The 15,885-nt window shown below is 61.9% G+C and carries 9 protein-coding genes and 1 pseudogene; 8 read left to right on the forward strand and 2 right to left on the reverse strand.

Annotation, left to right across the window (positions count from 1 at the left end):
* The first annotated feature begins 57 nt into the window (after nt 1-57).
* Genes V1479_RS21755 through V1479_RS21765 form a run of 3 tightly spaced genes read left to right on the forward strand, consistent with a single transcriptional unit; the run spans nt 58 to nt 5,511 of the window.
* Nucleotides 58-819, forward strand: coding sequence for an ImuA family protein (locus V1479_RS21755; protein ID WP_368804791.1), 762 nt, complete (start codon nt 58-60; stop codon nt 817-819).
* A complete protein-coding gene (locus V1479_RS21760) occupies nt 734-2,257 on the forward strand; it encodes a Y-family DNA polymerase (protein ID WP_368804720.1) in 1,524 nt (507 codons plus the stop codon). The genes V1479_RS21755 and V1479_RS21760 overlap by 86 nt, the downstream gene beginning before the upstream one ends.
* Nucleotides 2,254-5,511, forward strand: a complete 3,258-nt coding sequence (locus V1479_RS21765; RefSeq protein WP_368804721.1) for an error-prone DNA polymerase — start codon at nt 2,254-2,256, stop codon at nt 5,509-5,511. Before V1479_RS21760 ends, V1479_RS21765 begins: the two co-directional genes overlap by 4 nt.
* Before the next feature lie 120 nt (nt 5,512-5,631).
* Here the strand turns inward: V1479_RS21765 and V1479_RS21770 are convergent, their stop codons facing one another.
* Entirely contained in the window at nt 5,632-6,867 is a 1,236-nt protein-coding gene (locus V1479_RS21770) for a type II toxin-antitoxin system HipA family toxin (RefSeq protein WP_438620790.1), read from the reverse strand.
* Complete coding sequence (locus V1479_RS21775) at nt 6,860-7,456, reverse strand: helix-turn-helix domain-containing protein (protein WP_368804722.1); 597 nt, start codon at nt 7,454-7,456, stop codon at nt 6,860-6,862. The genes V1479_RS21770 and V1479_RS21775 overlap by 8 nt, the downstream gene beginning before the upstream one ends.
* Before the next feature lie 194 nt (nt 7,457-7,650).
* On the opposite strand from V1479_RS21775, the gene V1479_RS21780 reads away from it, so the two are divergent.
* From V1479_RS21780 to V1479_RS21800, 5 genes and pseudogenes are all read left to right on the forward strand, one after another.
* Nucleotides 7,651-7,959, forward strand: a complete 309-nt coding sequence (locus tag V1479_RS21780) for a hypothetical protein (protein WP_368804723.1) — start codon at nt 7,651-7,653, stop codon at nt 7,957-7,959.
* A 627-nt stretch (nt 7,960-8,586) separates the two neighbouring features.
* Entirely contained in the window at nt 8,587-9,549 is a 963-nt protein-coding gene (locus tag V1479_RS21785) for a DUF3991 and toprim domain-containing protein (RefSeq protein ID WP_368804724.1), read from the forward strand.
* A 127-nt stretch (nt 9,550-9,676) separates the two neighbouring features.
* Nucleotides 9,677-10,279: a DUF1419 domain-containing protein gene (locus V1479_RS21790; protein ID WP_368804725.1), complete on the forward strand. Its 603-nt coding sequence runs from the start codon at nt 9,677-9,679 to the stop codon at nt 10,277-10,279.
* An 8-nt stretch (nt 10,280-10,287) separates the two neighbouring features.
* Nucleotides 10,288-10,684 (forward strand): annotated as a pseudogene (locus V1479_RS21795) (DUF3085 domain-containing protein).
* 87 nt (nt 10,685-10,771) lie between these two features.
* The gene (locus V1479_RS21800; protein ID WP_368804726.1) at nt 10,772-15,874 is read left to right on the forward strand and encodes a helicase-like domain-containing protein; all 5,103 of its coding nucleotides are present in this window, start codon (nt 10,772-10,774) and stop codon (nt 15,872-15,874) included.
* Nucleotides 15,875-15,885: the final 11 nt, after the last annotated feature.

Genomic DNA, 15,885 nt, shown 5'->3' on the forward strand with positions numbered 1-15,885 from the left:
AATGAACATAACAGCGCCTCCGGGCGTTGGAAAGCCCTCAGGAGACCTGGATTGACGATGCCCGATCGCGCGGCAAACCCTGTCATCGCCCAGCTTCAGGAGCGTATCGCGCACCTGGAAGGGGGCGCAGGCCGCGTGCGCGAAGTCCTGCCATTCGGCCTCGCCGACATCGATCGCAGGCTTCCAGGGGGAGGGTTGGCATTGGGGGCACTGCATGAAATCGCTGGCGGCGGCAATGGAGCCGTCGACGGCGCGGCGGCGGCTTTGTTTGTTACCGGAATTGCTGCGCGAACCCGGGGCAAGGTGTTGTGGATCGTCACACGCGCGGACCTTTTCGCTCCCGCTATCGCGCAGGCGGGCCTGGCGCCAGACCGCGTGATCCATGTCGAGACAGGTGACGAGAAGGCGCTTCTCGACTGTTTTGAGGAAGGCTTGCGACACGGCGGTCTCGGCGCTGTGATCGCCGAAACCGCGCATCTGTCGATGACTGCATCGCGGCGCCTGCAACTCGCCGCGGAATCGTCGCGGACCATCGGCCTCGCCATGCGCCGCTGGCGCCGGCAGACGGAGGCTGGCGATTTCGGTCAGCCCACAGCCAGTGCCACGCGCTGGCGCGTTTCCGTCCTGCCCTCGGTCCCATTGCCGGTCCCGGGGCTCGGTCGCGCTCGCTGGCTGGTTGAGCTGATCCGGGCGAAAGCCGGAGAAAGTGCAGATTTCGAAGTGGAGGCCTGCGATGCACAGGGTCGTATCGCTCTTCCTTCCAAGGTGGCCGACAGACCGCCTCAGAAGGAAGTCTGGCGACGCGTCGCCTCCGCCTGAGGCGCCGCTTGTCCTTGTCGGCCGCTCCGGCCGACGACGGCTGATCACCGCCATCGACGCCAATGCGCAGGCACGTGGCGTCCGTGTCGGCATGGCCGTCGCAAAGGCCCAGGCCCTTGTGCCCGGCCTCATCGTCATCGACGCCGATCCGGTCGCCGATGCCGAAGGTCTCGACAAGCTGGCGCTTTGGGTTCTGCAACGTATATCGCCAGTGGTCATGGTCGATCCGCCAGACGGTTTGGTGATCGATACCACGGGCGCCGATCATCTGCATGGCGGCGAGGCGGCCATGCTCGCCTCCCTCGTTCGGCGCTTCGCGTCCTCTGGGGTCGAGGCGCGGGCGGCGATCGCCGACAGCTGGGGCGCCGCCCACGCCGCAGCGCGGTTCCTGAAAGGAGAGGTGCTGGTCATTCCACAAGGGCAAAGTGAAGCGATGCTGCGGCCGCTGCCGCTAGCTGCCCTTCGTTTGGAAGGTGAGACCATTGCCGGTCTCAGAACGCTCGGCTTCGAGCGGATCGGCGACATTCTGGATCAGCCCCGCGCCCCAATAACCTTGCGCTTCGGACCCGAGCTTGGACGGCGGCTCGATCAGGCGCTGGGTGTCCTGGCCGAGCCCGTCGACCCCGTTCGCTCGCCCGAATTGGTCGAGGTGCGCCGCGTCTTTGGCGAGCCGATCGGCGCTGCCGAGACGATCGCCCGCTATACTGGCCGGCTGGTCGAGGCGCTTTGCCTTGAGCTCGAGAAGCGCGGCCTTGGCGCACGGCGGCTCGATCTGCTGTTTTATCGCGTCGACAACGCGCTTCAGTTCATCCGCGTCGGCACCGCCCAACCGGTACGGGATCAGAAACGTCTCACCCGGCTGCTCTGCGACAAGATCGAGACCGTCGACCCCGGCTTCGGCATTGAAGGCATGGTGCTGGTCGCCATCGAGGCCGAGCCGCTCGGACAGAGACAGACGATCACATCGCTCGTGCAGGCGCCGGAGCCGGATGTTTCTGACCTTATCGACGTACTCGCCAACCGCATCGGCGAGAACCGGCTCTGCCGTTTCGTGCCGGTACAAAGCGACGTCCCTGAGCGCTCGGTGGCGCGTGTGCCGCCGCTCGCGCCAGAGACCGGCGCGACTTGGGACGGAGACTGGCCACGGCCGCCGCGGCTTCTGTCGCGTCCCGAACCTATCGAGACTATGGCATTGCTTCCCGATCATCCGCCGGTCTGGTTTACCTGGCGCGGCGTGCGCCGGCGCGTGCAGCGGGCCGACGGGCCCGAACGTATCCGCGGCGAATGGTGGAAGCGCGACGCTGAAATGACCACGGTGCGCGATTACTTCCGCGTCGAGGATGAAACCGGCGAGCGCTACTGGCTATTCCGTTCCGGCGACGGCGAGCATGAAAACAGCGGTTCGCAGCGCTGGTTCCTGCATGGAATCTTCGGATGACCGGATCGCGCTATGCCGAATTGCAGGTAACCTCGCATTTCTCGTTCCTGCGAGGAGCAAGCAGTTGCGACGAACTGTTCGCGCAAGCGGCCGTGATGGGGATCGAGGCGCTCGGCATTGTCGACCGCAATTCGCTTGCCGGGATCGTGCGGGCCTATGAAGCGGCCCGGACCACCGGCATTCGTCTCGTCGTCGGTTGCCGTCTCGATCTCGCTGACGGCATGTCGGTGCTGGTCTATCCGACCGACCGCCCCGCTTATGCGCGACTGTCTCGTCTTCTCTCGCTCGGCAAAAAGCGCGCCGGCAAGGGCCAGTGCCATCTCGAATGGCAGGACCTCGTAGCCTATGGCGACGGTCTTCTCGCCGTACTGGTGCCGGATGCGGCCGACGAAACATGCGCTCAACAGCTTCGGCGCCTTCGCGAGGCGTTCAGCGACCGGGCCTACATGGCGCTCACTTTGCGTCGCCGGCCGAACGATCAGCTCCGTCTCTGGCACCTGTCGAACCTGGCGGCCGCCGCCCGCGTGCCTCCGGTTGTCACCAACGACGTTCTGTTCCACGAGCCGGATCGTCAGATGATGCAGGACGTCGTGACCGCCATCCGGCACAATGTCACGATCGACGAACTCGGGCACCGCCGCGAGCGCTTTGCCGATCGATACCTCAAACCCCCTGAAGAAATGCACCGGCTGTTCGCGCGCTATCCGCAGGCGCTTGCCCGAACGGTCGAGATCATGGAGCGATGCGCATTCTCGCTCGACGAACTTGCCTATCAGTATCCCGAGGAAAAGCTCTTCCCCGACCTGACGCCACAGCAGGCGCTCGAAAAGCTTACCTGGGAGAGTGCGGCAGAGCGTTATCCTGAAGGCCTGCCCGACAAGGTGCGAGGCAATCTCAATCATGAGCTTCGGCTGATCGAAAAGCTGGAATATGCGCCCTATTTCCTGACCGTGAATGCGATTGTCCGCTTTGCTCGCTCGAAAGGGATTCTGTGCCAGGGCAGGGGGTCGGCCGCCAATTCGTCGGTATGCTTCGTGCTCGGTGTCACCTCGGTCGACCCAGACCGCAACGACCTTCTCTTCGAGCGCTTCGTATCGGAAGAACGCCGTGAGCCACCCGACATCGATGTCGATTTCGAGCACGAAAGGAGAGAGGAGGTCATCCAGTGGGTCTACGAGACCTATGGCCGCGACCGCGCCGCGCTCTGTTCCACCGTCATCCGCTACCGGGCAAAGGGTGCCTTGCGCGATGTCGGCAAGGCGCTCGGTCTGCCTGAAGATCTAACCAAGACGCTTTCATCGCAGGTCTGGGGCTGGTCGGAAGGCGTGGAGCAGAAACACGCCGAAGGTCTCAACCTCAATATGGGTGACCGCCGCCTGCGCTTGGCGCTTGAGCTTTCGCACCAGCTCGTCGGCACGCCCCGTCATCTGTCCCAGCATCCAGGCGGTTTTGTCCTCACCCGCGACAGGCTCGACGAGTTGGTGCCGATCGAGCCGGCGGCCATGGAAGACCGCCAGGTGATCGAGTGGGATAAGGACGACATCGATGTTCTAAAGTTCATGAAGGTCGATGTTCTGGCCCTGGGCATGCTGTCGTGCATGCGCCGCGCTTTCGATCTCCTCGCCCAGCACAAGGATATCCGGCTCGACCTCGCCACCATTCCGGCCGAGGATCCCCGCACCTACGCGATGATCCGCAAGGCCGACACGCTCGGCACATTCCAGATCGAATCCCGTGCGCAGATGGCGATGCTGCCCCGCATCAAGCCGCGCACATTCTACGATCTCGTCATTGAGGTCGCGATCGTCCGCCCCGGGCCGATCCAGGGCGACATGGTGCATCCCTACCTTCGCCGGCGCGAAGGCAAGGAGGATGTGACCTACCCCAAGCCGGAACTCGAGGCCGTGCTCGGAAAAACATTGGGGGTTCCACTTTTCCAGGAGCAGGCGATGCGGGTCGCGATCGAATGCGCCGGCTTTACCGCCGGCGAAGCCGACCAGCTTCGACGCGCCATGGCGACTTTCAAGCACACAGGCGGCGTCTCGAAATTCGGTGAGAAACTCGTCTCCGGCATGGTTGCGAACGGCTACGACCGCGATTTCGCCGAGCGCACCTTCAAGCAGCTCGAAGGATTTGGCTCATATGGCTTTCCGGAAAGCCACGCGGCGAGCTTCGCCCTCATTGCCTATGCCAGCAGTTGGATGAAATGCTGGCATCCTGACGCGTTCTGCTGCGCATTGCTCAATGCACAGCCCATGGGGTTCTACGCGCCGGCCCAGATCGTGCGCGACGCGCGGGAACATGGCGTCGAGGTCCGGCCCGTCTGCATCAATGCGTCCCACTGGGATTGCACGCTCGAGGCGACCGGCGACGATGGCCGCTTTGCCGTCCGACTTGGCCTGCGCATGGTCAAGGGCCTAGGCAATGCTGAAGCTGCGCGACTGATCTCCTGCCGGGAAGATCAACCCTATCGGTCGGTCGACGACCTCTGGCGCCGGGCCGGCATTCCTGTTGCCGCTCTGGTCGAGCTCGCCGAAGCCGATGCCTTCCGGGCAGGGCTCGGCCTCGCCCGGCGGGAGGCGCTCTGGGCTATCAAGGCTCTGCGAGATGAACCGTTGCCGCTCTTTGCCGCGGCAGCTATGCGCGAAGCCGGTATCGTTCCCGAACAATCCGAGCCCGCTGTCTCGCTGCGACCAATGACGTCGGGAAGGGAGGTGGTTGAGGACTACGGCCATCTCGGACTGACGTTGCGCGCGCATCCGGTTTCATTTCTGCGCGCGGAACTGGCCGGCCGCCGCATCATCACCTGTGCCAAGGCAGTTGCCAGTCCCGACCGTTGCTGGGTCCACGTGGCTGGTCTCGTTTTGGTGCGACAGCGTCCCGGATCGGCAAAGGGCGTCATGTTTATCACACTCGAAGACGAGACCGCCGTTGCCAACCTCGTGGTCTGGACAAAGGTCTTGGAGAAATTTCGTCGCGTCGTGCTGGGCTCTGGGATGATAGGTGTGAAGGGCAGGGTCCAGCGTGAGGGCGAAGTCGTGCATATCGTAGCGCACGAGCTGATCGATTTGTCGGCGGAACTCGCCAGCGTCGGATCAGGCGAAAACGCGTTCCCGCTTCCTCATGGACGCGGGGATGAATTTCACCGCGGATCGCCGGCACCAGATCCGCGAGGCACCCCGAAGCCGCGGGATATGTTCGATCCACACGGCCACATTGATGAGATCAAGGTGAAAACGCGGGATTTTCGGTAGGTAATCCGACAAGAAGGCGGTCTTCACTGCAGCGTCCAAAGCCTCTGAGGCCAGCAATTGGCTGATGTCTCTGGCTTCCAATCATCGTGATATCGAGGATGCGGCTTAGGCCGCCTCCTTTCACTCTTTGCCGGTGACAACCGGCAAAGTCGTAAGATGCTTGTCGATGATCTCGACCACATCTTTATGCATGGGCAAGTTGGCCTTTTCGGTCTCCCATCGCTCCATGAAGAGCGAGATGGTTTCCTTGGCTGTGTCGAGCACAAGCTTCTTGGGCAGCTTGGCTTTTGCGGATAGGTGCGCCAGCTCGTCCGTTGTAAAACCGGTGAACTCCTTCGTCCGGCTGAAGGTCAGCGCGGACTTGTCGTTCGCGATATACGGAATCGTGGACACGAAGTCATAGGCCGGAGAGAGGCGTGCGTTGCGGCGATCAGGATAGATCAGCGACCAGTTTTTCAGGTGCATGTCGCCATTGCCGATCAGGACATTGAATGTCAGGCGGCGAATAAATTCGGCCACATCATCCTGATCGGATTCGGAGGCGATCACCGATATCAGATTGCGGTAACTGGCCTTCTTGTACTTGTCCTCAGGATAGACGTTAAAGACCTGCGCAAAATCCTCGATATGTGTGACGCTGCCATCTTCATTGCGATCGAAGCGCTCGATGACGAAAGCCTGTTGCCTGATCTTCTCAATCCCGTCTGGCAGGTTTCCGATCGATCGCACATCGATCAGCCCGATCGCTGGCACGTTGATCCCAACCATCCTGGCAAGGCTCATCATCGAGAACTCGTTTTCCGGGAGGTTGGCAAACTCGCGTGAGGGGAGTTTGACGATCCGATTGCCGCCGACGCCGCTTGTCGGAATCGTCAAGCCGCCGCTCGCACTTTGAACCGCCGAGAATTTGAGCTGCACGCCCGCCAATGAAAATCGCATGGCATCTTCGGCAGCCTCTTTCGCGGCTTCCCCTTCAAGGATGTTATGTGCTTCGTCGGGCCATTCTTCACCGTCCGCTGGGACGACGGTGATCGCGCCGGGCAAGTCCTGCCCGAGCACCCATAAGAGGAAGAACTCGCGGTCGATATGGATGTCTGCCTTCTCAGCCAGGTATCGGCGCAGATGACCCTCCGGCAGGAGGTTCGAGAAGTAGGGCATCAGCCTGATCTTGAATGGCCGAAAATCAGTGATCAGGTCGCCGAGGCTATCCTTGAACTGCAGGCCGAGGGTCGGTCTCTCACAGTTCTCAATATAGGCATCGTTGAACGCAAAAAGTGTCTTTTCGTTTCCGACATGGGTGATCGTGCCGATTTCTTCGCCATAGAGGCGCACACTCAAAACGGATACATCAGGCATTATCGTCCTCCTCATCTAATGAGTAGGCTGGACGGTTCGCATTCCTTTGTTCGCTCGTTGGCTCGAAATGGGCGATCTGGTTGCGGAGCGCTCTCATGCTGTTGATCGCATCCAATATGCCCTTCCAGTGCTCCGTCCGTTTGGCGTGGTCAATCGTTTGGCGCAGGGAGCGGAGGCTATCTAAAAACCGGGTATCAATCTGGAGGCGCTGGAGTGATGCCGTCGCTTTGCGCAGCTCATCCAGCTCCGGCAGGCTCGGCGCTTCAATCTGAAGGGCGCGAACCGCCTTTTGCAGTTGCTGCATTTCCTTGCCGATCGCGGGCGGTTGGATCACGGTTCGATCCGTCGTCTGACGCGTGATCGATTTGATTGCAGGCACTGCCTTGCGTGGGACCAGGGCGATCTCCAAATCCAATGCGCTGGCGATCGCGACGAGGCTCGATAGGCGTAGATCAACGCTGTTGGATTCAATCCGCGAAATCTGCGCTTGCGGGACGCCAGCTAACCGGCTCAATTCGCGTTGGCTGAGCTGTTTGGCTTCTCTGGCTTCGCGTAGGCGGTCGGCAATCTCTTGAGTTTCATATTTCATCGATGTTTATTTCTGCATCATCTATCTTGCTTGATGTCTTTTACGATATCAAAGAGTCGGCGCCCTCTCAATGTGATGTTTTATGGCACATCAAAACTGGATAATGATGTTTTATTCGATATCGATTTTTGATGCGCAATGCGCATCGCGCTTGGCTTGCCGATCTAACTGGCATCAGCTGTCTGGTGCGGCTGATGGATCAGCTCACCCTCTCCTATGTCTGGAAGCAGAAGCAAATACCTGTTGTGCTGCGCCGTACGGGGCGAGGCGAGCGCATTCGCGTGCGACTACCATTCGCCGACGACAATCGGCACTGGCTTCAGAACGGGCGGCGAACTGCTCCCGAATGGATCGGCGGCACAGAAGCTTACTGGGAGTTGCCGAAATCCTGGTTCAATGACTTCGTCGATCGAGCGCTGGTCAGATATGGCAAGATCCATCATTCAGCCCTACCGCGAGCAGCAGATCTGCGCGAGAGCATGCCAGGAAGCGCTCGGTCATGAGTGCCAATGTTCATGCATGGGCGCTAACCACGGTGCCGGCAACGACGGAGGCTGGTTCGAAGTCTCCGACACCTTTTCGACACGTTGGGGCGACCGGGAACTGGCCTGCCGTTTGTTGACGGCACGATAGGCAGCTACTGACCAAAGATTAAATACAATCTTTGGTCAGTAGCCAGAACACACGGGCTATTAACAGGCCTGACCCGACAGAGCGCTGGCGATTGCTACGCGCTTTTGAGGCCCTGATAATTCTCAGTTATCGTAACCAAGCTTGTGTCCGTGTTTGTCGGCCACGTTGAATTGATGTTTGGCATCGCTCTAAGGGCCGGGCTGTTGGCAAAGCTGAAGCCCGCGAGCGGTCTTCCCCCCATCCGGGCTGCCATCCTTGATGCGCGGCGCTACAGAGGGGATTGGAAAGAACTGCGAGAACACCTTGGTGCCGCTTGCGCGCGGCGGCCGGCAAGGGAGGCTTCGCCGCCTCTGGCCGCGAAACATGCGATCCGGCACAAATGCCGGCTTGCCAGACGCGCCCTTGTCCTGCCTTGCTCTTCGCGGCCCCCGGGTTGCCGCCCCTAAGGAATAGGGAGCGAAAACCGGACAGAGGACCGCGCGAAACGCGGAGAGGGAATGGAAAAAGCAGACCTGGAAGAGCTGAGAGAAAAGGTCGCCTGCGAGGCCGTCTTGGAAACCGCCGGCTTTGCGGTCGACGTAAAGGAAAGCACCCGCCGCGCGGTCAAATACCGCCGCGGCGAAGAGATCATCATTGTCATTCATGACGGCAAGGGCTGGTTCGATCCGCTGTCGGATGCGAAGGGCGACGTGTTCCGCCTCGTCGAGCATCTTGACGGCCTGCCCTTTGCGGCCGCGCTCTATGTCGTTGCCGACCTCGTCGGCTTCGTCCCTTCGCAACCGCAGTGGCTACGGCAATCGCGTGAGCGCATGACCGACCTCTCAGTTCCCGAGCGCTGGTCGGCGCGGCGCAAGCCATGGCCCGGTTCGGCGACTTGGCGCTACCTGCAGGACGAGCGGGCGCTACCCGATCCCGTAATGCGCGCGGCAGTCGCCGAGGACCTTCTTCGCGAAGGCCCACAGGGTAGCATGTGGGCTGCCCACCGGGATCCATCAGGAATAGTCACCGGGTGGGAAGAGCGTGGTCCCGACTGGCGCGGTTTTGCCTCCGGCGGCACCAAACTGCTCTTTGCGTTCGGTGCGGCAACGTCGCTGCGCCTGTGCGTCGTCGAGGCCGCAATCGACGCCATGAGCCTTGCCGCACTCGAGGAACAGCGGCCTGACACGCGCTATTTGAGCACCGGGGGCGGTTGGTCGCCGGCGAGTTCAGAGGCCTTGCTCGATCTCGCCATTCGGGCAGACGCCCTCCTGGTCGCCGCCACCGACAACAATGCGCAAGGGGAGACCTTTGCCGCGAGGCTCGAGGCGCTCGCGCGCGATGCCGGTTGTCAGTTCGCGCGGCTGCGACCGGAGCTGGAGGACTGGAACGAGGATCTGAAGGCCAAACGAAGAAAGAAGGATGGAAGGGATGGCTGCCGCATGCCCGCCGTCCGCCTCAAGGGTGAAGCTCCGCCCGGCTGACGCCGGCCCTTGACCCGGCCGGACGGAGAGGCGGCCTCGGGAAGGGGTCCGGAAGGGCTGAAGAAGATGGTGATGCCGACAGGGTGCACCGCGCTCCAGCCCGAGACAGGCCCCACAGGAGCCCGCCATGACCTCTCTTGCACCAATCCGAAAAATCTATTTCGGCATCGCCGACCGCCACCAGATGTTCAGGCTCTTCGACCGCCATGCCGGGCGGCCTGACCGCTGGCAGGATGATGACGGCGCGCTTTACGCCGGCGAATGGTTCGAAATCGCGCAGGCTCAACATGACTACATGCTCGAAATCCTGCCGCCGCTCTGTATGCGCGGCGAAATGTTCGCCATGCGCGAATTCCTGACCGGCAGCATCACCAGCGTCTTCTACACACTCGGCATCAACGGCGTGCAACGCTACTTCCACGCCTATTGCGATTTGTTCGATCCGCGTTCCGTTCATGACATGCGCGATGCCATCGTCGAGCGCGAACGCCGCCCGGTCAAGGCGATGACGCGCGACGAACGCATCGAGCACATCTGGAGCACCACCCTTGACGATTATCGCGGTTATGCCGGCGCGGACTTCCGGTCCCAACATCGGGGCAAGCGCACGGTCATCGTCTACGGCAAACCGGGCGCACGGTTCGAGCTGCTGGAGAGCCTGACCGATCAGCAGGTCTCCGAGAAGCTGCCGGTGCACCTGCGCCACCTGCCGCTGCCTGAAGCCGCGTGAGGTGGGCCATGTTCACATTTCCGATTCTTGCGGTGCGCAAGGCTATCGCGCGCGGCGAAGACGATGCCGCCACCAATGGCGGTTTCCGCAATCCCTATTATGGCACCCGGCCGGGAGAGGGCGAGAAGCCCGGCTTCTGGTTCGTTGGCGACGAGGGCGTCTACATCATCTCCAACGGCAAGGTTGCCGCGGGGCAGAAACCGTTCGTCGTTTATTCGACTGAATGCCACCCGAAGGGCGATACCGACTGGTCCGACTACAAGCGCCGGCACTTCGGCGGCGATGACGGCATCGAATTCACCGATGCCGATCTGCTGGTCCCGAGCTTCAACCGGAGCTTCGGGATCACCTCTCGGTATCCGGCTCACCGAGAACGACATCTCGTTCCCGCTGATCACCCGCTAACCGCACTTCCAATTCCGCACGCCTCCGGCGCCGCTGGCTTTCCCGACGGCGCGGCTTCGTGCGCCCACATCATGGGAGAAACCACCAATGTCAGACCACGATCCCTTCACCCTCGATATGTTCGGTAGCTCGGCCTTGTCCTCCGGGCTTGGATTTGGCGTCACCACCTTTTCTGAAAGTCCCAAAGCAAAAACGGGCGAGATCGACCTTCCGCCAGTGGTGGATTCGTCCAAGTCGCCGGCATGGGAGAAGTCTGCTGATGAGAATGTCGGCGGAGCAGGCGAGCGCGGCAGCAACTTCTATCTTTCCGCCGGCCGTTCTCTTTCCAAAGGCTGGAAGTCCCGCGCGCAGGATAACCTCGACGCCATCTCACTCGCCACCACAATCACAGCCGAGCACCGGCCCGCGACGCAGCAAGAGCAGGCGCGCCTCATCAAGTTCACCGGCTTCGGTGCTTCCGATCTCGCCAACACCATCTTCACCAGGCCCGGCGAGGATGGGTTCCGCAAGGGTTGGAAAGACCTCGGCGAACAATTGCAGGAAGCCGTCTGCGAGGCCGAGTACGCCTCGCTGTGCCGCTGTACGCAATATGCGCATTTTACGCCCGAGTTCATCATACGGGCGATCTGGAAGGGGCTCGAACGGCTCGGCTGGCGCGGCGGCCGCGTCCTGGAGCCCGGAAGCGGAACGGGGCTCTTCCCAGCCCTTATGCCGGAAGCGTTTCGCGATGCATCGTTCGTCACCGGCGTCGAGCTCGATCCGGTCACCGCGCGCATCGCCCGCCTCTTGCAGCCGGTCGCACGCATCATCGAGGGCGATTTCGCGCGCACAGATTTGCCAGCGCATTTCGATCTGGCGATCGGCAATCCGCCCTTCTCGGACCGAACAGTCCGCTCCGATCGCGCCTATCGCGCGCTCGGCCTGCGACTACATGATTACTTCATCGCCAAGTCGATTGATCTTCTAAAACCCGGGGCGCTCGCTGCCTTCGTCACCTCGTCGGGAACGATGGACAAGGCGGAGGCCACGGCGCGTGAGCACATCGCCAAATCCGCCGACCTGCTCGCCGCCATCCGCCTGCCCGAAGGAAGTTTTCGCGCAGATGCCGGCACCGATGTCGTTGTCGATATTCTGTTCTTTCGCAAGCGCAAGCCGGGCGAGCCGCAGGGCGAGGCGAGATGGATGGACCAGGTCGAGGTCATTCCCCCTGGCGAGGACAGTGACGCGGTCCGCGTCAATCGCTGGTTTGCAGATCATCCCGATCATGTGCTCGGCCGCCATGCGACCACCGCTGGCCCCTACGGCGAGCGTTATACCTGCTTGCGGGGCGACGGTGACCTCGAGGCCGATCTGAACACTGCCATACTCCGCCTTCCCGACGCCATCTATGACGGCGAGCCCGCCGCGATCGATTTCAACCGCGAGCTTGGCGGGACGCTCGCCGATATAGCCAAACCCGAGGATGCCCATGTCCGCGAGGGCAGTTTCTACTTCGATGCTTCGAAAGGATTGATGCAGGTTCTCGACGGCAAGCCCGCGCCGGTGCGGGTCCGCAAGGGGCGGTCGAGCGAGGGGTTTTCCGAAAAGCAGATCAACATCGTCAGAAAGCTGATCCCGATCCGAGACGCCGTGCGCGCCATCCTCAAGGCCCAGGAGACCGATCGGCCGTGGCGCGATCTGCAGGTCAAGCTGCGCATCGCCTGGTCGAGCTTCGTGCGGGATTTCGGACCGATCAATCACACCAAGGTGTCGATCGCCGAAAACGAGGCGACCGGAGAGACCCGCGAAACGCATCGGCGCCCGAACCTGCAGCCCTTCTTTGACGACCCCGACTGCTGGCTCCTCGCCTCCATCGAGAATTACGATCTCGATACGGATACCGCGAAGCCCGGCCCGCTCTTTTCCGAGCGGGTCATCGCCCCGCCGTCACCGCCCGTAATCACCAATGCCGCCGATGCGCTCGCCGTCGTCCTGAACGAGCGCGGTCATGTCGACATCGATCATATCGCCGAGCTGCTGCACGAGGACCGCGACATCGTCATTGAGGAACTCGGCAGCGCGATCTATCGCGATCCGGCGGCTGGCACCTGGCAGACATCCGACGCCTATCTCTCCGGCCCCGTGCGCGACAAGCTGGCGATCGCTGAGGCTGCCGCCGAAATCGATCCGGCTTACAAGCGCAATGTCGAGGCGCTCGAGGGGGTGCAGCCGGCCGATCTCAGCCCATCCGAGATTACCGCGCGGCTCGGTGCGCCCTGGATTCCGGAAAGTGATGTCGTCGACTTCGTCAAGGAGACGATGGGGACCGACATCCGCATTCGTCACATGCCGGAGCTTGCTACCTGGACGGTCGATGCGCGCATGCTCGCCTGTCGCGCCGAGGGCACGTCCGAATGGGGCACCAAGCGACGGCACGCAGGCGAACTGCTCGCCGATGCTCTCAACAGCCGCATCCCGCAGATCTTCGACACGGTCAAAGACGGCGACAGCGAGCGCCGTGTGCTCAATGTCGTCGACACCGAGGCGGCCAAGGAAAAGCTCACCAAGATCAAGACCGCCTTCCAGACATGGGTCTGGTCCGATCCGGACCGCACCGACCGGCTGGCGCGGGTCTATAATGACACCTTCAACAACATCGCGCCACGATCCTTCAACGGCGACCATCTCCAGTTACCGGGCGCCTCTGGCGCCTTTGTTCTGTATGGCCACCAGAAACGCGGCATCTGGCGGATCATCTCGTCGGGCGCCACCTATCTCGGCCATGCCGTCGGCGCCGGCAAGACGATGACTTTTGCCGCCGCAGTCATGGAGCAACGGCGTCTCGGCCTGATATCGAAGGCCATGCTGGTTGTGCCCGGCCATTGCCTGGCCCAGGCCGCCCGCGAATTCCTCGCGCTCTATCCAACGGCCCGCATCCTCGTCGCTGACGAGACCAACTTTACCAAAGACAAGCGACGTCGCTTTCTGTCGCGCGCGGCGACGGCGACCTGGGACGCGATCATCATCACCCATTCGGCGTTCAAGTTCATCGCTGTACCTGCTGCCTTTGAAAAGCAGATGATCGAAGATGAGCTCACGCTCTATGAGGACTTGCTCACCCGGGTCGAGAGCGATGACCGGGTGTCACGCAAGCGGCTGGAGCGGCTGAAGGAGGGATTGCGCGACCGGCTCGAGGCGCTCGGCTCGGTCAAAGACGATTTGCTGACGATTTCCGAGATCGGCGTCGACCAGATCATCGTCGACGAGGCGCAGGAGTTCAGAAAGCTCTCCTTCGCCACCAACATGTCGACCCTGAAAGGCATCGATCCGAACGGATCGCAGCGCGCCTGGGACCTCTATGTGAAGTCCCGGTTCATCGAGACGAAGAACCCGGGCCGGGCGCTCGTGCTCGCCTCCGGCACGCCGATTACCAACACGCTCGGCGAGATGTTCTCGGTGCAGCGTTTCCTCGGCCTCGCGGCGCTCAAGGAACGCGGGCTGCACGAATTCGATGCCTGGGCCTCGACCTTCGGCGATGTGGCGACCGAGCTCGAACTGCAGCCATCCGGCAAATACAAGCCCGTCTCGCGCTTTGCGACCTTCGTCAATGTGCCGGAACTGATCGCCATGTTCCGCTCGTTCGCCGACGTCGTCTTGCCGGAGGACCTGAAGAAGTATGTGAAAATCCCCGCCGTCTCGACCGGCAAGCGCCAGATCGTCACCGCCAAACCGACGTATGACTTCAAGCTCTATCAGCACGTGCTCGAGGCGCGCATCAAGGCGATCGAAAAGCGTGAGGGCCCCGCCAAGCCCGGCGACGACATACTGCTTTCGGTCATCACCGACGGCCGCCATGCCGCGATCGATCTCCGGCTGGTCGATCCCGATAATGATAATGAGCCGGACAACAAGATCAACAAGCTGATTGCCAATGCCTATCGCATCTGGCGCGCGACCAGCTCCAACACCTACCTGAATCGTGAGGGCAAGCCGTTCGATCTGCCCGGCGCAGTCCAGATGATCTTCTCCGATCTCGGCACGATCAGCGTCGAGAAAAGCAGAGGCTTTTCCGCATATCGCTGGATCCGCGACGAACTCGTCCGGCTCGGTGTTCCGGCCTCGGAAATTGCCTTCATGCAGGAATACAAGAAGACCGAGGCCAAGCATCGGCTCTTTGCCGACGTCAATGCCGGCAAAGTCCGCTTCCTGATCGGATCGTCGGAAACGATGGGCACCGGCGTCAACGCCCAGCTTCGCCTGAAGGCGCTCCACCATCTCGACGTGCCCTGGCTCCCCTCGCAGATCGAGCAGCGCGAAGGCCGCATCGAACGGCAGGGTAATCAGCACGACGAGATCGACATCTTTGCCTACGCCACCGAAGGTTCGATGGACGCGCAGATGTGGCAGAACAACGAGCGCAAGGCCCGGTTCATTGCCGCGGCGCTCTCCGGCGACACCTCCGTGCGCAGGCTGGAAGATGTGGGTGAGGGCCAGGCCAACCAGTTTGCCAGGGCCAAGGCGATCGCTTCCGGCGATCAGCGCCTGATGCAAAGGGCCGGCCTCGAGGCTGACATTGCGAGGCTCGAACGCTTGCGGGCCGCGCATCGCGACGATCTCTTCGCCGTCCGTCGTCAGATCCGCAATGCCGAACGCGATATCGAACATGACACGCGGCGGATCGCCGAGATCGGCAAGGACATTGAGCGCAGAATTCCGACAGCGGGCGACGCCTTCGCCATGACCGTTGCCGGACAGTCCTTCTCCGAGCGCAAGCCTGCGGGCCGTGCTTTGATAAAGGAGATCATGACGCTCGTGCATCTGCGGCAGGAGGACGAGAAACCCATTGCCGCGATCGGCGGCTTCGAACTCGTCTTTTCGGGCAAGCGCTTCGGAAATGACGAATTCCAATACGACGTCGCGCTCGCACGTACCGGGGCGGAGACCGATGTCGATCTCGCCCTGACCGTCACGGCGCTCGGCGCGGTCTCGCGCATTGAACATGTGCTGTCCGGCTTCGAGGACGAGCGGTCGCACTACCGGTTGCGCCTTGGGGACGCGAAGCGCCGGCTGGCATCCTACCAATCCCGGCAGGGCGGCGAGTTCTGTTTCGTGGAGGAGCTCTCGGAGAAACGCCGGCTGCTTGAAACGATCGACGCCGATCTGGCGGGTGAAGTCCTGGAAGAGGGGAAGAAGGCCTTGGCGACGGCGTAAAGCGCCACGCT

Origin of the sequence: Neoaquamicrobium sediminum (assembly GCF_040970315.1) — a bacterium.
In the GTDB taxonomy this organism is placed as follows: domain Bacteria; phylum Pseudomonadota; class Alphaproteobacteria; order Rhizobiales; family Rhizobiaceae; genus Aerobium; species Aerobium sediminum.